General features: G+C 69.1%; 20 protein-coding genes and 1 pseudogene. 8 read left to right on the top strand and 13 right to left on the bottom strand.

Features of this window, described 5'->3' with window-relative positions; genetic code table 11:
* Nucleotides 1-19: 19 nt before the first annotated feature.
* Nucleotides 20-676, bottom strand: a complete 657-nt coding sequence (locus M2271_RS22365) for a TetR/AcrR family transcriptional regulator (protein ID WP_280889062.1) — start codon at nt 674-676, stop codon at nt 20-22.
* 76 nt (nt 677-752) lie between these two features.
* Here M2271_RS22365 and M2271_RS22370 point away from each other — a divergent pair, with 76 nt between their 5' ends.
* A complete protein-coding gene (locus M2271_RS22370; RefSeq protein ID WP_280889063.1) occupies nt 753-1,445 on the top strand; it encodes an NAD(P)H-binding protein in 693 nt (230 codons plus the stop codon).
* Nucleotides 1,442-1,693 (top strand): annotated as a pseudogene (locus M2271_RS22375) (pyridoxamine 5'-phosphate oxidase family protein); the annotation flags it as partial. The gene M2271_RS22370 and the pseudogene M2271_RS22375, both read left to right, overlap by 4 nt.
* A gap of 138 nt (nt 1,694-1,831) precedes the next feature.
* Here the strand turns inward: M2271_RS22375 and M2271_RS22380 are convergent.
* From M2271_RS22380 to M2271_RS22395, 4 genes are all read right to left on the bottom strand, one after another.
* Nucleotides 1,832-2,512 carry an NAD(P)H-dependent oxidoreductase gene (locus M2271_RS22380; protein ID WP_280889064.1) on the bottom strand — a complete coding sequence of 227 codons (681 nt, stop codon included), beginning with the start codon at nt 2,510-2,512 and terminating at the stop codon, nt 1,832-1,834.
* 34 nt (nt 2,513-2,546) lie between these two features.
* Complete coding sequence (locus M2271_RS22385; RefSeq protein ID WP_280889065.1) at nt 2,547-2,879, bottom strand: metalloregulator ArsR/SmtB family transcription factor; 333 nt, start codon at nt 2,877-2,879, stop codon at nt 2,547-2,549.
* Nucleotides 2,880-2,983: 104 nt separating this feature from the next.
* Nucleotides 2,984-3,484, bottom strand: a complete 501-nt coding sequence (locus M2271_RS22390) for a hypothetical protein (RefSeq protein WP_280889066.1) — start codon at nt 3,482-3,484, stop codon at nt 2,984-2,986.
* The gene (locus tag M2271_RS22395) at nt 3,485-4,804 is read right to left on the bottom strand and encodes a tyrosinase family protein (RefSeq protein ID WP_280889067.1); all 1,320 of its coding nucleotides are present in this window, start codon (nt 4,802-4,804) and stop codon (nt 3,485-3,487) included.
* A 283-nt stretch (nt 4,805-5,087) separates the two neighbouring features.
* Between M2271_RS22395 and M2271_RS22400 the strand changes: the two genes are divergently transcribed.
* Both M2271_RS22400 and M2271_RS22405 read left to right on the top strand, forming a co-directional pair.
* Nucleotides 5,088-5,525: a hypothetical protein gene (locus tag M2271_RS22400; RefSeq protein WP_280889068.1), complete on the top strand. Its 438-nt coding sequence runs from the start codon at nt 5,088-5,090 to the stop codon at nt 5,523-5,525.
* Nucleotides 5,526-5,711: 186 nt separating this feature from the next.
* Nucleotides 5,712-6,329 (top strand): toll/interleukin-1 receptor domain-containing protein, encoded by a 618-nt coding sequence (locus M2271_RS22405; protein WP_280889069.1) that lies wholly within the window; start codon nt 5,712-5,714, stop codon nt 6,327-6,329.
* A gap of 467 nt (nt 6,330-6,796) precedes the next feature.
* On the opposite strand, the gene M2271_RS22410 is transcribed toward M2271_RS22405, so the two are convergent.
* From M2271_RS22410 to M2271_RS22425, 4 genes are all read right to left on the bottom strand, one after another.
* Nucleotides 6,797-7,327: a hypothetical protein gene (locus M2271_RS22410; protein WP_280889070.1), complete on the bottom strand. Its 531-nt coding sequence runs from the start codon at nt 7,325-7,327 to the stop codon at nt 6,797-6,799.
* Between the two features lie 82 nt (nt 7,328-7,409).
* Nucleotides 7,410-7,967 carry a hypothetical protein gene (locus M2271_RS22415; RefSeq protein WP_280889071.1) on the bottom strand — a complete coding sequence of 186 codons (558 nt, stop codon included), beginning with the start codon at nt 7,965-7,967 and terminating at the stop codon, nt 7,410-7,412.
* Nucleotides 7,968-8,020: 53 nt separating this feature from the next.
* A complete protein-coding gene (locus tag M2271_RS22420; RefSeq protein ID WP_280889072.1) occupies nt 8,021-8,383 on the bottom strand; it encodes a DoxX family protein in 363 nt (120 codons plus the stop codon).
* Nucleotides 8,384-8,487: 104 nt separating this feature from the next.
* The gene (locus M2271_RS22425) at nt 8,488-8,982 is read right to left on the bottom strand and encodes a cupin domain-containing protein (protein ID WP_280889073.1); all 495 of its coding nucleotides are present in this window, start codon (nt 8,980-8,982) and stop codon (nt 8,488-8,490) included.
* Between the two features lie 95 nt (nt 8,983-9,077).
* On the opposite strand from M2271_RS22425, the gene M2271_RS22430 reads away from it, so the two are divergent.
* Nucleotides 9,078-9,914, top strand: coding sequence for a LysR substrate-binding domain-containing protein (locus M2271_RS22430; protein WP_280889132.1), 837 nt, complete (start codon nt 9,078-9,080; stop codon nt 9,912-9,914).
* 297 nt (nt 9,915-10,211) lie between these two features.
* On the opposite strand, the gene M2271_RS22435 is transcribed toward M2271_RS22430, so the two are convergent.
* Nucleotides 10,212-10,781 (bottom strand): NAD(P)H-dependent oxidoreductase, encoded by a 570-nt coding sequence (locus M2271_RS22435; protein ID WP_280889074.1) that lies wholly within the window; start codon nt 10,779-10,781, stop codon nt 10,212-10,214.
* Between the two features lie 296 nt (nt 10,782-11,077).
* On the opposite strand from M2271_RS22435, the gene M2271_RS22440 reads away from it, so the two are divergent.
* Nucleotides 11,078-11,665, top strand: a complete 588-nt coding sequence (locus M2271_RS22440; protein WP_280889075.1) for a TetR family transcriptional regulator — start codon at nt 11,078-11,080, stop codon at nt 11,663-11,665.
* 54 nt (nt 11,666-11,719) lie between these two features.
* Here the strand turns inward: M2271_RS22440 and M2271_RS22445 are convergent, their stop codons facing one another.
* Nucleotides 11,720-13,396: a glycosyltransferase gene (locus M2271_RS22445; RefSeq protein ID WP_280889076.1), complete on the bottom strand. Its 1,677-nt coding sequence runs from the start codon at nt 13,394-13,396 to the stop codon at nt 11,720-11,722.
* A gap of 255 nt (nt 13,397-13,651) precedes the next feature.
* On the opposite strand from M2271_RS22445, the gene M2271_RS22450 reads away from it, so the two are divergent.
* Nucleotides 13,652-13,954, top strand: coding sequence for a hypothetical protein (locus tag M2271_RS22450; protein WP_280889077.1), 303 nt, complete (start codon nt 13,652-13,654; stop codon nt 13,952-13,954).
* Between the two features lie 304 nt (nt 13,955-14,258).
* Here the strand turns inward: M2271_RS22450 and M2271_RS22455 are convergent, their stop codons facing one another.
* A complete protein-coding gene (locus M2271_RS22455) occupies nt 14,259-15,521 on the bottom strand; it encodes a DUF445 domain-containing protein (RefSeq protein WP_280889078.1) in 1,263 nt (420 codons plus the stop codon).
* A 458-nt stretch (nt 15,522-15,979) separates the two neighbouring features.
* Here M2271_RS22455 and M2271_RS22460 point away from each other — a divergent pair, with 458 nt between their 5' ends.
* Nucleotides 15,980-17,320: an SGNH/GDSL hydrolase family protein gene (locus tag M2271_RS22460; protein WP_280889079.1), complete on the top strand. Its 1,341-nt coding sequence runs from the start codon at nt 15,980-15,982 to the stop codon at nt 17,318-17,320.
* Nucleotides 17,321-17,597: 277 nt separating this feature from the next.
* On the opposite strand, the gene M2271_RS22465 is transcribed toward M2271_RS22460, so the two are convergent.
* On the bottom strand, nt 17,598-18,476 hold the full coding sequence (locus M2271_RS22465; protein ID WP_280889080.1) for a DUF1707 domain-containing protein: 879 nt from the start codon (nt 18,474-18,476) through the stop codon (nt 17,598-17,600).
* Between the last annotated feature and the right edge of the window lie 113 nt (nt 18,477-18,589).

Below are 18,589 nucleotides of genomic sequence, written 5' to 3' on the forward strand. Positions count from 1 at the left end.
ACCGGATGTGCTGAGGTGGTCAAGGCCGGACGGCGCCTCCACCGGAGGCCGGCGAGCCCCCGCGGCCCGCTCTGGTGGTTGCCGCGGTGCGCGGCCTCGGGGCGAGTGCCGCGCGCAGCGCCGGGGTGAGGATGCGGCGGGTCTCGGACGGGGTGAGGGCGGCGGGGGTGGGGAGAGGGTTGAGGTAGCGGGTGTAGATGAGGCCGCCCAGGAGCGTCACCACGGCCGTGGCGCGGGCGGTCGCGTCCCGGCCGCCGAGAAATTCAACAAGCCGGGCCAGCAGCTCGCGTTCCAGGTATTCGCGGATCACCTCGGCAGCCTCGTCGCCCTGCGCGGCGAGCTGGAGGAAGTCGGCGTCCTCCCACAGGTCCGTCACCGTGTCGATCAGGCGCTCGGGGAGGGTGGCCGGGTCGCCGCCGAGGACGTCGTCCGCCGCCAGCGCATTGGCGCACTGGAACTGCATCACATCCGCGAACAGGCCCTTCTTCGAGCCGAAGTGGTACGCGATCAGCGCCGGGTCGACCCCGGCAGCCCCGGCCACCGCGCGCAGGGTGGTACGTCGGTAGCCGCGTTTCAGGAACAGCGCACGCGCCGCCGAGACGATCGACTCGCGGGTCGGCGGGTTGCCGCGGGGGCGCCCTCGGGTGCGGGCGGGGGCAGGGGCGGCGTTATTCATCAGCGTTGAGCCTGCGTTTCGTGATCGGCACAGTCAAGGGCGTTCCGGGAACCACACGAAGGGATGCCCCGACACCATGCGTATCGCAGTCTTCGGCGCCAACGGACCGACCGGCCGCCACCTCACCGACCAGGCCCTCGCCGCCGGCCACGAGGTCGTCGCCGTGACCCGCCGCCCCGGCTCCCTCCCCACGCGGCCCGGCCTCGCCGTGGCCGTCGCCGACGCCACCGACCCGGCGGCCGTCGACGCCGCGATCGGGGGGACGGACGCCGTCCTCTCCGCGTTGGGCGCGCGTTTCAGCAAGGAGACCATCACCACGTACTCGGCGAGCGCCACGGCCATCACCGGGGCCATGGCCCGCCACGGCATCAAGCGGTTGCTCGCCGTCAGCTCCAGCATCGCCGACCCGAACTGGCGTCCCACCGGCGCGCACTTCTTCAACCATGTGCTCGACCCGCTGGTGAACCGACGCCTCGGCCGCACCCTCCACGAGGACATGCGCCGCATGGAGGCCGTGATCCGTCAGACGGACCTCGACTGGACCCTCGTCCGGCCCTCGGGCCTCTTCGAGCACCCCGGCGTCACGGACTACCACACCGCCGAGACCAGCGCCGACGGCGTCTTCACCGCCCGTGCCGACCTCGCCGCGAGCATGCTCCGCGAAGGGGAGGAGGGGCGGTATGTCCGTACGGCCATGGGTGTCATCACCACAGCCGTGAAGCCGAACATCGCCAAGCTGATCTGGAACGAGGGCGTGAAGAAGAAGTGAGCCGGGCGACCATCGAACTCCCGGCCGCCACACGGGCGTTCCTCACTCGCCCCCATACGGCCACCCTCACCACTCTCCGCCCCGACGGCACCCCGCATGTCACCCCTGTCCGCTTCACCTTCGACGCGGCCACCGGCCTGGTCCGGGTGACCACCCGGGCGGGAGCGCGCAAGGCCCGGAACGTGGTGGCGGGCAGCCCGACGGCCCGTGTCGCGCTCTGTCAGGCGGACGGCTTCCGCTGGGCCACCAGCCCGAGCTCGCGGTAGGCACCGCGTGCGATCGCGGCATGGGACGGATCTTTCAGTGGGCAGGCGGCGCGAGCCTCGGGACGCTCGACCAGTACACCGCGTTTTCCGCCCGTTTCCTGGCTTTCGTCGGCGTCGGGGTCAACGCACGGGCGTCGGGAGATCCGCCGCGATGCGCGCAACGGACTCTCTGACCGCATCCAGCGCCGCTGTTCGTTCCTGGTCGGTCATGTGGGCCGGTCCATAGGTGACCACCGGGTCGAGGACCTGGAAGCCGACGAACGTCAGCATCCCGCGCTGGATGTGGAACAGGAAGTCGTCCATTGAGCCGAAGGACCCACCAGGGCGGAACGTCTCACTGGACCCGCCGGTCGTGAACAGCAGCATCGCTCGTTTCCCGGCGAGCGCCGCGTCGCCGAGGATCCCGTAGTCCCCGCCGAAGACCCCTCCCATCACGAAGACCCGGTCCACCCACCCCTTGAGGATGGCGGGCAGCGAGAACCACCACATCGGGAACGACAGCACGAGCAGATCAGCGGCGAGCAGCCGGTCGAGATGGGCCCTGACGGCCGCGTCGAGCGTCCCTTCCTTGACCGCGCGCATCTGTTCGGCCTGCGGCTTGAACGGGCCGTCCACCGGTGCGAACTCATCGCGGGCGAGGACCGGGGCCCATCCGTCGGCGTAGAGGTCGAGGACGTCGACCCGGTATCCGGCCTCGCGCAGGGCCTGAGTCGCGGTGGTCATCTGGGCGGTGCTGAACGAGTGGGGCTCGGGGTGGGCGTGAACGATGAGGGCGGTGGGCGCGGCATCGAAGGTCGACATGAAGAGATCATATCGACGTATCGCGATACGTCAATCAGACGGTGGTGCCGATCGCCTGCGCCACCTGCGCCAGCCGCTCTTCGTCGCGCCGGTAGTGAGTCCACTTGCCCACCCGGGTGGGGCGCACGAGACCCGCCCGTTCGAGCGTGCTCATGTAGCTGGAGACCGTCGACTGGGCGAGTCCCGCCTTCGCCTGGATGTGCGTGACGCACACGCCGACCGACTGACGGTCCGCGATCGGCTCGTACTCGTCGAAGTGCGCTTCGGGATTCTTCAGCCACTGCATGATCTGCAAACGGGCGGGGTTGCCGAGGGCCTTGAACACCTCGATCAGATCACCCGAATCCAGTCCCGCTGTCGCGGCCATGCGCCACCCTTTTCGCCAGACAGTCCGACACACCACGATATCTCGATATCAGATCCGCGGTGCTCCGGCTGACGGGCGCTCCGTCAACAGCGTCATGTTCCTGTTCACTGCTGCTGGTGGACGCCGGTGCTGTCGTGGATGAAGAGTGTTCGACTGTCGGAGGGGCTGTAGCGTTCCTTGATCGTGAACTCCTCGGGGGTGCCTTCCCCGAGGGCGTCCGGAGGTTCGAAATACAGGACATAGGTCTTGGCCGTGTCTGTTTCGCTCTCCAGTTGCAGCCACCCGGTGTAGCCGGCCGCGGGGAAGGTGCCGATGACCTTCACGGTGATCGCACTGGCCGAATGCGTGACGGTGTACTGCCCGGTGCCGAGCTCAAGGCGCTTGCGGGCTCCCTCCGCCCAGCGTCTGAAGAGATCGATCCACTCCTGGGGCCATGGACCGCCGGTCGAGGTCGGCGGCATGTCCTCTTCCAGGCGCTCGATGATGTGGTCGGCGTGGGCGACGACGTCGTCGTAGGCCCACAAGTTGAGCGAGAAGCCCATGTGATCGCGGTCTGTGGCAGAGAACATGGGCTTGATGTGCAGCTCGAAGACCGGGGTACGCATTTAGACGTACACCTCCATCACTACGTCCTTCAGGTCGACTTCGTCGATGGGTCCTACCTGCTGCGGGGGTCCGCCGGTCGGGCTGGGCGCGGGGACGAACTGGAGGGTGAGCAGGTGGTCCTCGGTGGGCGTGGGCGTCGATTCCAGCGCCGCCGTCACATCGAAGTACCGCACGTTGCAGACCGTCGGGTGGTGGGGATCCGGGGCGTGGGGATCCGGGTCGTGGGGATGCGGCGTAGCTTCATGAGCGGAGTGCGTGTCCGTGTGAATGTGGTGGCTCTGCCACATCGCTGCGTATCCCACGCCGAACCGACGGCTGAAATCCTCGTCGTCAGGCCGGAACGCCACGTCGGCGGGATGGACGAAGCCGTACAGCGTGTAGCTCCCGGTGACCGGCACCTTGAGGTCTTTCAGTCGGATGACCAAGCGCCGGCCCTCCTCCGGCGTCGCGGTGAGGGGCAGTTGCACGATTTCCTTGTCGCGCAGTTCCTCGACAATGTCCGCATCGGCCAGCGCCTTCAGCGGCTGGGCAACCAGCAGACTGTTGGGGACCGGGGAGGGCGGCGGGACGTCGAATGCGGCTTTGAGCCGCTCCGTGTACTCATACTCGTAGCCGAGGTCCAGGGTGTCGCTGAATTCGGCGCTCTTGTTCCTGGGTTGCGTGGCGAATCCTCGCAGGACGTGGTCCGGCGTGGTCAATGGCGGTCGTCCGTTGCGGCGCTGCCACTCGGCCCACATCAGGTCGATGAAGCAGTGGAAGCTGAAGTAGATGGGGTCTTCGGCGGCTGTCGAAGGATTATGCATCTTGCCGCCGATGTAAGTGAAGTGCATATAGCCGTGCGGCCCCTGTTCGAGCCGCCCGCCGTCAGCCCCCGGATGCTGCTCGGGAAATCCTCCGAACCAGCCCGGGTCCGTCTCGGTCATGACGATTTCGAGCGTGTCGGACGGCAGGGACGTATCCGTTTCGTTGCGGCCCGGCGAAATCAGTCCCGGCTTTTTGAACGCGGCGGGGAACTTCCCGGGCTCCTGCTCGCTGATCCAGTCCCAGTAGGGAATGGTCACGTTTGCGGTGCGAGGTGGGTCAGTCTCCTGAAGGAGCTTCTCAAAGTAGTACAGATGCGCCCGATGCCATGGCAGGAAGGCGTCGCTGCGATGTTCGCACGGGCCGGCCTGACCGTTGTGCAGATCCGCTTGGAAGTCGTAGCCGGTCGGATCTTCAGAGTTCACCACCGAACGTTCACGCAAGATGTTGAGCGCATGGATGTAATCACCCAACTCCGCTTCGGTCAGCGAGTTGATGTCTTTCCGTACCTTAGCCATGTGCCCTCCGTTTTATGCACGCAGTGAGGGATGGACCACTCACACCCCGATGAGATGCACTACACCAGCGGGACGAAAGTCAAGCGTCAACCACATGTCGAGGATTTCCAAGATTCCACAGCACTGGCGGAGTTCGCGGTCGCGCGGTGGTCTGGCGGCGCGGTCGCGCGGTGGTGTGGTGGTAGTGCGGTCATGCCGCGGTCCTGGAGCTTCCTGGTCGCCGTCTTCCGTCACACCATTTAGGCTTGCCATGGAGAACTTCGCAACCGCAAGGGAGAACGGGGTGGACACCACAGAGCTGACCGGGTCCTACACCTATCGGAGTTTCCTTGACCTGACCGAACCGGTTGATGACTTCAATAAACTCCGCTTCGCGCAATTGGAGCTGACGCTGACGGTGGGACCGGATGGTGCGGTCAGCGGCGCACTGGTCTTTCCCACACCGCCTGAAGCCGGGCTCCTGGCCATGGACATGGTCGGTACGGCGACAGCTGGTCCCGATGTGCGGTTCACCCTTACCGGAAAGGGTCGCCCCAACACGCCTATCGCAGACTTCCACTATGCGTATGACGGCATCGCCCTCCGCCACTGGGAAGCAGGAACCGATCAGCGACTGACCCTGGCGGGGACTGTTCTGCGTGTGGAGAATCACGGAAGTGGCCCCGCCCTGGCCCATGCAGGCCAGACTGCCAGCTTCCTCGCGGTCAACCGAGACCTTTGACTTGAGCAATGACTTGAGCAATGGGGGCTCTGGACGGGTCTCTATCCATCACTGCGGGCCCCGCATGGAACCCGTCGACGCTCTGGCCTTCCGCAGCCTGCTCAACTCCCTGACGGCGGTCGGTGAACTGGTCCGGTGTTCGAAAAGCGCACGCCATGGCGTGCCCCCATGGCGCACCATGAGCTCATGCGTACCCGACTTTCGTACCAGCAGCAGGACGAGCGACCGGCCTCCTCGCTGGCGGCCGCGCTGAGGCGTGTCGGGGCCGCCGAGGTCGTACTCGACGCGTGGAGGACGGGCCCGGACGACTCCCCTGCGTCTCGCAGTATGGCGAACCCCTCCGCCGATACGGACGACGCCGTCGTCCTCCTGTGGTCGGCCGCCGCCGGAACCGCGTGGGGCGAGGCCCTGGCGGAACCCGGCCTGCCGAGCGGGCTCACCGGCACCGGCGAGGCCCGCCTCGTGCCCGTCCGCCTCGACGACACGCCGCTGCCGCCCTCCCTGGGCAGCCTGCGCCACGTACGCCTGGCGGGGGGCACGTACCGTATGACGGACGCGGCGGCGGCCATGATCGTGCACATCGGTTCAACCACCGTGCCCGCGCCCGCCGTTCGGGGCAACCTCTCCGAAAACGTCTTGGTCATCAGCGACTTCGGCCGCCTGGGCCTTTTCGCGACCTGTCCGCAGTGCGGCGTGAGCAGTGACCGGCTGCGCCCGTACACGACCGTCGAGCACATCAGCGACCGGGCCCTGCGCCTGGTCATCTGCGGCGCGTGCGACTGGCAGGACGCCTGCGACATCTGACTCCATGACCCGGAAGACCTCTGACGAACCGAAAGCACACGACACGGGGGCGGCCATATGCCACAGCGAAACCGGCGCCGACGGAGAAGCCGGCGCCCGCTCGAGGGCATCCAGCTCCGCACTCCGAGCCCACTGGCCCACACCGTGGGAACCGGAAACGTGCGATGGCGGGTGCACGTAGGAGGCAGGGTGCACTCGGCGCCGTCCGTCACCGACGGGACCGTCTATGTCACCGGCGAAGGCGTGTGGGCCGTGGACAGGGCCGACGGATCCGTCCGGTGGACCAACGCCGACGCCGGACTCATGGGTTCTCCCACCGCGGCCGGTGACACCGTCTATGCCGCGGGCTATGCCGCGCACTGGGGCACGTTGCTCGCCCTCGACGCCGCCGACGGCCGACCCCGCTGGCACAGGCGGATGGGGCGGTACTCCATCACCCAACCCCTCGTCGCGAACGGGCTGCTCCACTACGTCAACGGCAGCCGGTACCTGCGGACCGTGGACGCGGCGACCGGGCGCCGCCGCTGGAGGGCGAAGTACCAGAGCAGGGACTGGGGGACCGAATCGGCGCCCGCGCTCGCCGACGGCGTCCTGTACGCGGCAGGCAAGGACGGAACCATCTGGGCCTTCGACCCGGCCACGGGCAAGGTCCGCTGGAAACAGCGCATCATCGGCCGTTCCCCTGCCACGCCGCTGCTGCACGACGGCACCCTGTACGTGGGGGACGGGCTGGGCCCGTATGTGCAGGCGCTGGACGCCGCCACCGGCGCGTTCCGCTGGCACACGATGCTCGACTCCCTCGGCAGCATCCGGACCACGCCCGCGATCTCCGGCAACACCCTGTACGTCGGCTGCCAGGACCACCGGCTGTGGGCACTGAACGCCACCACCGGCGCCATCAGGTGGCGCGTCACCACGGACGGCCCCGTCGACTCCTCCCCCGTGGTGGCAGACGGCACGGTGTACTTCGGCAGCGACGACGGCCACCTGTGGGCCATCAGTGCGGAGAACGGCCGTGTGCGGTGGAAGGTGACGACGGGGGGGGCCGGTGAAATCCCCGGTCGTGGCCGACGGCGTGGTCTACGTCGGCAGCAAGGACGGATACCTGTACGCGATAGGAGCGAGCCCGGACCCAGGCAGACCGTTGCCGTAGAGCCATGGATACCGCCTCAAAAAGGAGTGGCAGCCGCGCTCGGTCTGCCGGTCGGGGGCCGGATGGTGGGTGAGGGTGTTCAGGCAGCCGGCGCAGAGTGTGGAGGTGCCGCGCCTGTGCGGTGCCAGGCGCAGGGTGCGGGCCGCGTACTCCTCCGCACCCCGGCGCACCCGGTCCGACACATACACCCCGGCCGGCGGCGGGACAGTCTGCGGCCAGTTCAGGCGACGCAGCGCCATCCACCCCTTGGACGGCAGCACCTCACCCCGCTCATCCACCCCGGCGGCCAGCACGTCCAGACAGTCCTCATCCCACCGGGCGGCCGTCAGCGTGCCGGTCACCTCCCGGCTCAACCGGGCCAGAAAACCCACCCGTTCCAGCAGGACCCGCTGCCCGAGCCGCTCACCCGTGCCCTCCAGAGCGCCACGGAAAGCGGTACACGTCGCCGTCGCCATCGGGACAGGCGCTTCGGAGTGATTGCCCATGGCGCCACTGTCAGGCGGGGTGCACCCGACGATCCGGCGTCTGGTTTGCTCGATCACAGCCAGGTGGTGGCCAGCCAGATGATCACCGTCGCTGTGGCGGTGAGCCCGACGTTGAGTGTGATCTGGCGGTCTTCGCCGGTCAGGTGGACGGCGATCGCACCGAGTTGCAGGAGCACGAACCCGATGGTCGCGGCCAGTGCCAGCCAGGGTGCGATGCCGGTCAGGGGCGGCAGGATCAGCCCGGTCGCGCCGAGTATCTCGACCGTCCCCAGCGTCCTCAGGGCGGGCAGGGGTATGCGATCGACCCAGGCCATCATCGGGCGGAGTTGATCTCGGCTACGGAAAACCTTCATACCGCCTGCGTAGAGGTAGAAGAGGGCGAGCAGTCCGGCGACGATCCAATACGCGATGTTCATGAGTCCCGTCCACGGTCACCGGTTGCGGGTGACCCGTCGATTCCCAGGGCAACTCCTGGAGAAGGCCCGAGCCGCTGTCTGAGCGACCCGGAAGTTGAAAGGCTTCAGGCGAGGTCGGTGGCGGGCTCGGTCGCGTAGCGGCTCATCGTGTGGATGCCGGCCTGTGGCGTCAGCGGCCGGCCGTCGGCGATCACGTTCTGGAGGTCTCGGAAGTACTGCACGTACAGGTCGGGGGTGAATGTGCTGAGCATGACGGCGGGTTGGTCGGTGATGTTGGCGAAGGTGTGCGGGGCACCCGGCGGGACCATCACGAGCGCGCCCGGGGTGACGTCGTAGTCCTTGTCCCCGACGGTGAACCGCACCGTGCCGGCGACGATGTAGAAGCCCTCGTCGTGCTGGGCGTGGCGGTGCTGCGGCGGTCCGGGGGTGTGCGGGGCGAGGATGGACTCGGTGATTCCGAGGCGGTGCCCGGTATGGCTGCCGTCTTCGAGGACGCGCATGCGCGTGGTGCCCAGGACGATGATTTCGCCGTCGTCGGGACCGACCACCGATACGGCGGGGCCGGCCTGCGATGCGCTGCTCTTCGCTTCTTCGGTCATGCTCCGAGTGGACCGCCAGGGGCCCGCGACTGTCCAAGACCCGTTCCGCGACGCCGATACCGCCTGGGTATCGTTGCAGCGTGGAGCTACGTACCTTGCACTACTTCGTGGCGGTCGCCGAGGAACTCCACTTCGGCCGGGCCGCCACTCGCCTGCATATGAGCCAGCCGCCGCTGAGCCGGGCGATCAAGCGGCTGGAGACCGAGTTCGGTGCCCTGCTGTTCGCCCGCTCGCCTGTCGGAGTCACCCTCACCCCGGCGGGCGCGGTGCTGCTCGACGAGGCGCGGGGCCTTCTCGACCAGGCCGAACGCGTCCGCGTACGCGTGAGCGCGGCGGCCGGCGTCGCGACCATCACCGTCGGCGTCCTGGGCGACAGCACCGACCCGGGAGCGACCAGGCTGGCCGCCGCTTACCGTCGAAGCCACCCCGGCATCGACATCCGTATCCGCGACACCGACCTGACCGACCCGACCTGCGGGCTGCGCGCCGGGCTGGTCGATGTCGCCCTGACTCGGGCGCCGTTCGACGAGACCGCCCTGACGGTGCGTGAGCTGCGTACCGATCCGGTGGGCGTGGTCCTGCGCGCCGACGATCCGCTGGCCCGCCGCGGCCGGCTGCAGCTGGCCGACCTGGGCGACCGCCGCTGGTTCCGGTTCCCGCAGGGAACCGACCCGATCTGGCAGTCGTACTGGAGCGGCGGCGAGCCGCGCGAGGGCCCAGTCGTGCGCGTCGTCCAGGAATGCCTGCAGGCCGTGCTGTGGAACGGCACGGTCGGCCTGGCCCCGCTCGGGCACAACCTGCCCGCAGAGCTGGCCGTGGTGCCGCTGATCGACATGGCGCCAAGCCGAGTGGTGGCGGTGTGGAACGAGAGTGACACCAACCCGTTGATCCGATCGTTCATCGAGATCGCGACAGCCGCGTACTGCCACTAGCTCCGCGCAGACGCAAACGCAGGCACAGGCACAGGCACAGGCACAGGCACAGGCACAGGCACAGGCACAGGCACAGGCGCCCCGGCTGCAAGCCGACCACGGTCGTCGAGCTCACTCCCCACAGCCCGAAGATCGTGACCAAGGGCGACACGGTGAACGTGAAGCTCTGCGCGGGCTGATCGGGCCCGTAGTCGGGTAGGGGCCCGTCCTGAGCGTGCGCGCGCGAGCCGCTCAGGACGAGCTACGGATGCCTACCCCACAGCCGCCAAGGCGTGCATGTCCAAGCTGCCGGTGGTATCAGGAGCCGAGAAGCTCGCGGTAGCGCTTGGCGTGCGCAGCGAGGTTCTCGTCGGAGACGGTGCGGGCGCCGTGCAGAACCAGCGGCTCGGCGAGACGCATGCCGATCAGGCGGGCGGTGGCGTCGAGGGGTGCCAGCAGCTGGGTCATCGTGAAACGGGAGGTGGGATCGACAGAAGCGTACGAGTCTTCCGGCCCGCCTGTGGAGGTGACCAACTGGAGGGTCTTGCCGCGCAGTGTGGTGCCGCTGCTGCCGTAGGCGAAGCCGTAGGTGAGGACCTGGTCGATCCACGCCTTGAGCACTGCGGGGACGGAGTACCAGTACCAGGGGAACTGCCACACGATCCGGTCGTGGTCGCGCAGCAGTTGCTGCTCAAGGGCGATGTCGAAGCGGCCGTCGGGGTAGGCAGGACCGATCTCATGGACGGTGACGTGCGCGAGGTCGCTCACGGCCTCGGCCAGACGGGCGGTGATGCGGGAGGAGGCCAGGTCGGGGTGGGCGACGACAACCAGGGTGCGCGAGGAGGGCGGGCCGGCTGAGGTCGCGGAGAGGAGGCCGGGATGGTTCATCGGGGTTGATCCTTGACTGTGGTCGGCTTACGTGACTGTGGTCGGCTTACGGGGGAGGCGGAGCAGATGATCCGTACGCCACCGTGGACGTCAACGTCTGCCGGTGACACAGGTGTTACTCACTCGGCGAGAAGGTGTCCCAAGCCTCGTTTTCCTTGTGACGGATCGTTCCGCCACGGAGTTTGTGACGGAACGATCCGTCTGTCAAGCTGAGACCGTGCCCGGTGCGCGGCCAAGGGGCCCACCGCGCGCCGCGTCGACTCGATGCCACGCATGACAAGCAGAAGGAGCGCGCCATGGCTCGCAAGACAGCGGAGGAGAACCGGCGCCACGTCCTGGCCGTGGCGAGCCGTCTTTACTACCAGCGCGGCATCCGCGCTGTCGGTATGGACCTGGTGGTCAAAGAGAGCGGGGTCGGCAACGCCACCGTCTATCGGCAGTTCCCCACCAAAGACGCTCTTGCCAGCGCCTTCACACAGGACCGCGCCGACGCCTGGTTCGCGCGTATGCGCAAGGCCGCCGACCAGGTCGACGACCCGCGCGAGAAGCTCCTCGCGATCTTCACGGCCGTCATCGAGGAGACCAGGCTGCCCACCTTCCGCGGCTGCCCCATGCTCAACACCCATACCGAGTTCCCCGACCCGCAGCATCCCGCGCACCACGTCGCGGTCACCCACGAACAGCGGGTCCGCCACTGGATGCGTGACCTGGCAGCCGACGCCTGCGCTCCCGACCCCGAGCAGCTCGCCGACGAGCTGACCCTCGTCCTCAACGGTGTCTACGTCACCGCCGGCGTCCTCGGCCCCCAGGGCCCCGCCCAGCGCACCGGTGAGCTCGCCCGTCGCCTCATCTGGACCGCCTGCGACGAACCTGGCCGCCCCTGAATCCGGAACCATGCCTGACCAGCCGGTCACACCCGTTCCGCTGGGAGGGGGGTATCAGCGTGCGCTCCAAGGGTCCGCCTTGCGCGCCAGTTTCTTCGCCCTGCGGCGTACGTCCCGTGGGAGGCGGTGGAGGACGGTGCTGGCCGCTTGGCGGATGTTCGGGGCCGCTGCGGTGCGCAGGAGGATGCGGTGCGGGAGTGTGGCCTGGCTCGGTAGACGCACGGTCAGGCGGAGTTGGCCGGACGTGCCGCCCCAGTTGGGGATCACGAGTCTGGGCGGGGTGCCGACTCCCACCGAGGCGAGAACGGCGCCGCCCTCCGCGTCGGCGCCCCGGGCCACCCGTGCCCTGCGGCCCACGCCGAGGAGTTGGGCGCTGGCCCACACCACTTGCGTGCCGGGTTCCATCGGCCGGCCGCCTGCCAGAGTGAGGGGGTCGATGACCGTTTCGCCGGCGAGCAGGACGCGGTGGCGTCCGCCGCCGAGCGCTTGCGTGCGCGGGGTCAGGTCGGCGTCCGGGAACCACCACAGGTCGTTGGCCGCGTCGTGGACGAGGAGTTCGCCGTGGGCGTGGCCGAGAGGATGCGGGGCCTCGAAGTCCTCGGCGCCCTTGATGCCGGCCAGCAGGTCGGGGTCGAGGAGCATACGGCCGTAGCGTTCGACGAGGGTGAAGGGTTCGCCGTCGGCTCGGCGCATGCCGATCGTGGTCGTGACGTGGAGTTTTCCGTCGCGCCAGCGGATGTCGTCGACGGTGACCTCGGGCTTGATGCCCTGGGTGCGGCGGCCGAGTTCGACGAGGGAGTCCAGGTGGCCCTCCTCCAGCAGGTGCGCCCTGAGCCTGGTGAGGGCGGGGAGACCGTCGCGCACGCCGGGCGGGTAGGCGTCGAGGGCCATGCGGCGTACGACGGTGAAGTGGCGTTCGAGGTTTTTGCCGGTGCGCTTGAGGACGCGGGCTTCGTTCACCGGGCGGAGGAGCTCGACGCGGTAGGAGCGGCGGAGTAAGTGGTCCTGGAGCGGGCCTGGCTCGGTGTCCAGCTTGATGGCTTCGACGACCGCGCGGAGGTGGCCGTAGTAGTCCTCCGGGGCGGTGGCACGGCTGCTGGTGTTGCCGCCGTCGTCCCGGCGCTTCCATACGTAGCAGGGATGGTCGGCGAAGATGGAGACCGTTTTGGCGCGCACGTAGGCGCGGACCATGAACAGCTGGTCCTCCAGGCGCACCGGGCCCTCGGGGAACATGAGGTCGTGGGCGAGGAGGAAGTCGCGGCGGAACATCTTGTGCGGGGTGAGGCTCTCGAAGAGGGGAGCGTCCTCGACCGTGCAGCGCTCGACGGTGCGTTTGAAGACGTTGCTGGGGCCTGCCATGGTGCCGACGACCTTGCCCAGGACGATGTCGGAGCGGTTACGGGTGGCCAGGCGGTGGAGGTGTTCGAGGGCGGCAGGCGTCAACTCGTCGTCCTGGTCGACGAACTGGACGTACTCGCCGCGGGCCTCCCGGATGCCGACGTTGCGGGGTTTGCCAGGCCAGCCGGAGTTCTCCTGGTGGATCACGCTTACGTGCGGGTGCTGGGCTGCCAGCTGGTCGAGGCGTTGTGCGGAGTCGTCGGTCGAGCCGTCGTCGACGTAGATGATCTCGTACGCGTCCTTGCCCAGGGTCTGGTGGAGGAGCGATGGCGCGCAGAGATCGATGTAACGGCCCGCGTTGTACACGGGCACCACGATGCTGACCTTGAGCATGAACGTTTCCCCCAACAGAGATCGCTTCACTTTTCGTTGTAAGGACGTTCATGTTCTGGCAAGGGTTGTGGTCGGCGAACAAATTCAGGCAAGTGTCTCCAGAAATGACCCGATCGCCTCGCACCGGGCGCCTGTGGTGGGAACTTGACAAGCCTCGGCTCAGGTTCGAGGGGTGGGTCCGGTCGGGCGTTAACCTCGGGGCAGCATTCGGCCAGTTCCGTATCGGCTGGTTCCGCAGGTGAGCAGGAGGCAGGCATGGCGAAGGTTCCCAGCGCGGTGGTCGCGGCGAGCGGGATCGTCGGAGGCTACGGCGTGGCCCGGTGGACCAGGAAGCGGCAGCTGGGCGGGGTCGTGCTGGTCGTCGCCGGGGCCGCTGCCGCGCAGCAGTGGCGGCAGCGGGCGGGCGGGAAGGCCGCGGGCGCGCTGACGGCGGCCTACGTCGCCGCCTTCGCCGGGTCCCACCCGCTGGCCAAGAAGGTCGGCGCTTGGCCGGCCGTGTTCGGGACGGCGGGGGCGGTGGCCCTGGCGTCGTGGGCGGTGGCGGACCGGAACAGCTGAGGGAGCCGTAGGCCAACGGGTTCGTAGGCCCGCAGGCCCGCAGGCCCGCAGGCCCGCAGGAGGATCCATACGGTGCCCAGACCCAGGACGATCGTCCAGTGCCAGCGGGACCAGGGGAGGCGGTCCAGGCGGGCGGGGATGTTGGTGGTGATGGTTCGGCCTGTCCGGGCCTGCGCGGTTGTCACGGGCTTCCCCCCTCATTGACCGGAACCTCGATCGGGTGCCTTGACGCTGCCGCTCTACGCCCACTCGCAGGTCGGGGGGCCGGGGCGGGTGCGGCCAGGGAAACGAGAAGCGGACCGGCCTACGCCCCCAGCGCTCGCGACACCGTATAGATCAACAACCCCGCCAACGACCCCACCACCGTGCCGTTGATCCGGATGAACTGCAGGTCGCGGCCGATGTGGGCCTCGATCTTCCTGGTCGTGTGTTCCGCGTCCCAGCCGGCCACCGTGTCCGTGATCAGGGAGGTGATCTCCCGGCGGTAGGTGGTGACGACGTAGACCGCCGCGCCCTCGACCCAGCCGTCGACCTTGCCCTGGATCTTGGGGTCGGCGGCCATGCGGGAGCCCAGCGACAGCAGCGAGGCACGGACGCGCAGCCGCAGCTCGCTGCGCTCGTCCTCGGCGGCCGAGACGATCATGGATCGTACGGCGGTCCAGACGGAGGCGATCAGGTCCTGGACCTCGCCGCGGCCCAGCACCTCGCCCTTGAGCCGTTCGACCCGCGCGCGCGTGTCCGTGTCGGACTGGAGGTCGGCGGCGAAGTCGGTGAGGAAGCGGTCGAGGGCACCGCGGGCCGGGTGGGAGGGCATGTCCCGCATCTCCGCGCAGAAGCGCAGGAGTTCCTTGTAGATCCGCTCGCCGACCCTCTTGTCCACGAACCTGGGGGTCCAGCCGGGCGCCCCGCCCTGTACGGCGTCCATCACGGAGTCGCTGTGCAGCACCAGCCAGTCGTGCGCGCGGGCCACGATCAGGTCGACGGCACGGCGGTGTCCCCCGTCGGCGACGATCCTGTCCAGCAGTTTGCCGATGCCGGGGGCGATCTCCTGGGCGTCGGCCCGGCGGGTGATCGCCTCGGCGACGACGGCCTGGACGTCCGAGTCGCGGAGCACGGTCAGCGCGCCGCGCAGTGCCGCCGACAGCTCCGCCGTCACCCGGTCGGCGTGCTCGGGATCGGCGAGCCAGGCGCCGAGCCGACTGCCTATGCCGACCGTGCGGAGCCGCTGCCGTACGACCTCCTGGGAGAGGAAGTTCTCGCCGACGAACTCGCCCAGCGAGACGCCGAGCTGGTCCTTCTTCGTGGGGATGATCGCGGTGTGCGGGATGCGCAGGCCGAGCGGGTGGCGGAAGAGGGCGGTGACCGCGAACCAGTCGGCGAGCGCGCCGACCATGCCGGCCTCGGCGGCCGCGGCGACGTAGTCCGCCCAGGCGCCGGCGCCCTCGTTCGAGGCCCACTTCGCCAGGATGTAGACCACCGCGACGAAGAGCAGCAGGCCGGTCGCCGTGAGTTTCATGCGGCGCACTCCGCGCTGCTTCTCCTCGTCCGCCTCACTGAACGTGTTCATGGCGCGCGCGACCGGAGCGGGCCTCCCGCCCGCGGAGCCAGCAGGCCCACCCGCCGATGCCGCCGGCCCGCCCGGGGATGCCCCAGGCCCACCCGCGGATGCCGCAGGCCCGCCGCCCGCGGTCGCTTCGGGAGCCCCGCGTGCACCCGAAGCGGGGACGGCGCGGCTGCCGGTCACGGCCGACCGGGCATGCTGCCCCACATCAGATGATCCCATTTCTTCCGATTCCGTACGTTCCATCCACTCCACCCGTTCGTGATCCCCTGCACATATTGTCCCTTCCTGACCGACTCCCGGAACAGGACGAGAGTTCCCTGCGTATATCGGAAGGGGAAGCTCACGGAGAACTCCGGCGGCCCAAAGGGGGGTCCTGTTCAACTACCCCCCGCCCCATGCCACATCATGAGGTGATCACACCGGAGCCTCGGGCTCCCATCTCCAAGGAGACACACCACCGCATGACCAAGCGTCACGGTTATGCCCTGCTCAGCGCGATCGTCGCTCTGATCGTCGTACTGTCCGCCGCCCTGTACATCGGGGTCGCCTCCGATGACGGCGGCGGCGAGAGCAGCGGGAACACCTTTTCCGGGCCCCGCGCCCCGCACAACTCCGCCGCCCCGGCCTCCACCGGAGTCTGGGTCGGCAGCTGGTCCGCCTCACCGGTCGGCGGCGAACCCGGCACCGAGACCGACGGCCTCGCGGGCCGCTCACTGCGCAACGTCGTCCACACGACCGTCGGCGGTACGAGTGCCCGTATCACGCTGTCCAATCTCTACGGCCAGTCGCCGCTGACCATCACCCACGCCTCGATCGCCGTCGCGGCCGGCACCCACACCGCCGAGGCGATCATGGAGACCATGCGGCGCCTCACCTTCGGCGGCAACACGGCCGTCGTCATCCCGGCCGGACGACAGGTGCTCAGCGACACCGTCGCCCTCCGCATCCCCGCGGACCGTGACGTCCTGGTCACCACCTACTCCCCCGCCCCGTCCGGGTCGGTCACCTACCACCCGCGCGCCCGCCAGATCTCGTACGCCGCCCAGGGCGACCGCACCGAGGACGCGACCGGCACCGCGTACACCGAACGGACCGAGTACTGGCGCTATCTGACGGCGCTGGACGTGCTCAGCGACGAGGCCGAGGGCACTGTCGTCGCCTTCGGCGACTCGCTCACCGACGGCCTCCGCTCCACCGAGAACGCCAACCGGCGCTGGCCCGACCTCCTGTCGGACCGGCTGCACACGGCGATCCGCTCCGGTGCGGACGTGCCCCGCTACAGCGTCGTCAACCAGGGCATCGGCGGCAACCAGGTCCTCGCCGACGGCCTCGGGCGGCCGGCCGAGAACCAGGCCGGCGTGAGCCGCTTCGCCCGGGACGTGCTCGGCCGGACCAACGTCAAGGTCGTCGTCGTCGATCTCGGCATCAACGACATCCTGCGCAACCGCCGACTGACCGGCCCCGACCAGGTCCTCGCCGGACTGCGCACACTGGTGGGCCAGGCCCATGCCCGCGGAATCAAGGTCATCGGCGCGACGCTGATGCCGTTCGACGGTCACCGCGGCTACTCCGCGGCCCGCGAGAACATCCGCCGGGGCATCAACGCCGGGATCCGCGCGGGCCGGGTCTACGACGCCGTCGTCGACTTCGACCAGGCCGTCCGCGACCCCTACGACCCGCGCAGGCTCCGCGCCGACTACGACTCGGGCGACCATCTCCACCCCAGCGACAAGGGGTACGAGCGGATGGCGCAGGCGTTCGACCTGGACTTGCTGAAGGGATCGGCGCAGGCGCGGCTGTAGGGCGTACCGGGTCAGGGAGGGCGTACCGGGTCAGGGAAGGCGTACCGGGTCAGGGAGCCCGTGCCCCGGCTGAGAGCCCGTACCCGGCCAGGGGTCCGTACCCGGCCAGGGGTCCGTACCCGGCCTGGGGTCCGTACAGCCCGGCAGACCGTGCCCGGCTGGGGGCCCGTGACCAGCTGGGAACCCAAACACAGCCCTGCAGACCGTCCCGGCGGGGAACCCGTACACAACTGGGGGCCCGCACCCTACCGGCAGGCCAGACCGTTCCCGACGGGGGTCAGTACTCGCGGTTGCGGCGTCCGTCCCGCCCCTCCCGCTCCCCCCGGCCCTCCCGCCGTCTCTCCCGCCCGTCCCGGCGCTCCTCCCGGTCCTCCCGGCGCTCCTGCCTCCGCTCGCGCATCAGGTCGTGGTGTCCGTCGAGCATCTCGCGGTGGGCGCCGTACACCTCGTCGCGGACCGACTCCCCGAGCTGCCGCGTCGACTGCTTGCGCTCCAGCTTCTCCTGGCGCCGTTCTTCCTTCAGACGCTGCCGCTCGGCCCGGGGGAGCTTGCGCTCGACGCCGACGCCGCCCCAGAAGGCGAAGCCCGTCACGATCACCCGCGGGGCGCCCGGGTCGCCCGGCACACCCTCCTCACGGTGGTCGAAGCCGCCCATCACGCCGATACCGCGAACGACGACCTCGACCCCGGGCGGAACGATCACCTGCATGCCGCCCATGATCGCGATGCAGTTGATCTCGACCTCGCCGGCCGCGAAGTTCGCCTCACGCAGATCGATCTCACCGCCGCCCCAGAAGGCGAAGGACGTGAACCGCCTGGGCACCGTCCAGCGGCCCTTGCGCTGGAAGCCCGACATCACGGCGACCGCCCAGGTCGACGACCCCTCGCCGCCGGTGATCCGCCCCGCCCAACTCCCGTTCGGCGCAGGCTCCTTGGCCATCGACACCCGAGGAGCGGAGTCGGTGCGCGCGGCGGCCGGCAGGTCCCGGGTGATCGGCGCGAGTTCGCCGTACGTGCGGGCCTGGTACGTCGCGTCCAGCCGTTCCCCGAACTCCTCCATGTCGAGTCGGCCCTCCGCGACGGCCTCCCGAAGGACCTCTGCGACTCGTTCACGATCGGCATCGGAGGCGCGCAGCTCCGGAGCATCCTCGGTCATACACAGCAGACTACGAGGAGTGGGCGCCGCGCACTACGCGCTCACCCGGGGCACTGACAGGTCGCTGACGGGTCACTGACGGATCGGCGACGGGTCAGCGACCGGTCGACGGA

Source organism: Streptomyces sp. LBL (assembly GCF_029893585.1).
Taxonomy (GTDB): domain Bacteria; phylum Actinomycetota; class Actinomycetes; order Streptomycetales; family Streptomycetaceae; genus Streptomyces.

Excerpts from the sequence above, each read along its gene's own strand:
- M2271_RS22465 (WP_280889080.1), bottom strand. The coding sequence starts at position 18,476 with ATGACCGAGGATGCTCCGGAGCTGCGCGCCTCCGATGCCGATCGTGAA.
- M2271_RS22440 (WP_280889075.1), top strand. The coding sequence starts at position 11,078 with ATGGCTCGCAAGACAGCGGAGGAGAACCGGCGCCACGTCCTGGCCGTG.
- M2271_RS22385 (WP_280889065.1), bottom strand. The coding sequence starts at position 2,879 with ATGGCCGCGACAGCGGGACTGGATTCGGGTGATCTGATCGAGGTGTTC.
- M2271_RS22435 (WP_280889074.1), bottom strand. The coding sequence starts at position 10,781 with ATGAACCATCCCGGCCTCCTCTCCGCGACCTCAGCCGGCCCGCCCTCC.
- M2271_RS22390 (WP_280889066.1), bottom strand. The coding sequence starts at position 3,484 with ATGCGTACCCCGGTCTTCGAGCTGCACATCAAGCCCATGTTCTCTGCC.
- M2271_RS22415 (WP_280889071.1), bottom strand. The coding sequence starts at position 7,967 with ATGGGCAATCACTCCGAAGCGCCTGTCCCGATGGCGACGGCGACGTGT.
- M2271_RS22365 (WP_280889062.1), bottom strand. The coding sequence starts at position 676 with ATGAATAACGCCGCCCCTGCCCCCGCCCGCACCCGAGGGCGCCCCCGC.
- M2271_RS22450 (WP_280889077.1), top strand. The coding sequence starts at position 13,652 with ATGGCGAAGGTTCCCAGCGCGGTGGTCGCGGCGAGCGGGATCGTCGGA.
- M2271_RS22395 (WP_280889067.1), bottom strand. The coding sequence starts at position 4,804 with ATGGCTAAGGTACGGAAAGACATCAACTCGCTGACCGAAGCGGAGTTG.
- M2271_RS22380 (WP_280889064.1), bottom strand. The coding sequence starts at position 2,512 with ATGTCGACCTTCGATGCCGCGCCCACCGCCCTCATCGTTCACGCCCAC.
- M2271_RS22405 (WP_280889069.1), top strand. The coding sequence starts at position 5,712 with ATGCGTACCCGACTTTCGTACCAGCAGCAGGACGAGCGACCGGCCTCC.
- M2271_RS22460 (WP_280889079.1), top strand. The coding sequence starts at position 15,980 with ATGACCAAGCGTCACGGTTATGCCCTGCTCAGCGCGATCGTCGCTCTG.
- M2271_RS22370 (WP_280889063.1), top strand. The coding sequence starts at position 753 with ATGCGTATCGCAGTCTTCGGCGCCAACGGACCGACCGGCCGCCACCTC.
- M2271_RS22420 (WP_280889072.1), bottom strand. The coding sequence starts at position 8,383 with ATGAACATCGCGTATTGGATCGTCGCCGGACTGCTCGCCCTCTTCTAC.
- M2271_RS22425 (WP_280889073.1), bottom strand. The coding sequence starts at position 8,982 with ATGACCGAAGAAGCGAAGAGCAGCGCATCGCAGGCCGGCCCCGCCGTA.
- M2271_RS22455 (WP_280889078.1), bottom strand. The coding sequence starts at position 15,521 with ATGAACACGTTCAGTGAGGCGGACGAGGAGAAGCAGCGCGGAGTGCGC.
- M2271_RS22445 (WP_280889076.1), bottom strand. The coding sequence starts at position 13,396 with ATGCTCAAGGTCAGCATCGTGGTGCCCGTGTACAACGCGGGCCGTTAC.
- M2271_RS22410 (WP_280889070.1), bottom strand. The coding sequence starts at position 7,327 with ATGGCCCACAGGTGGCCGTCGTCGCTGCCGAAGTACACCGTGCCGTCT.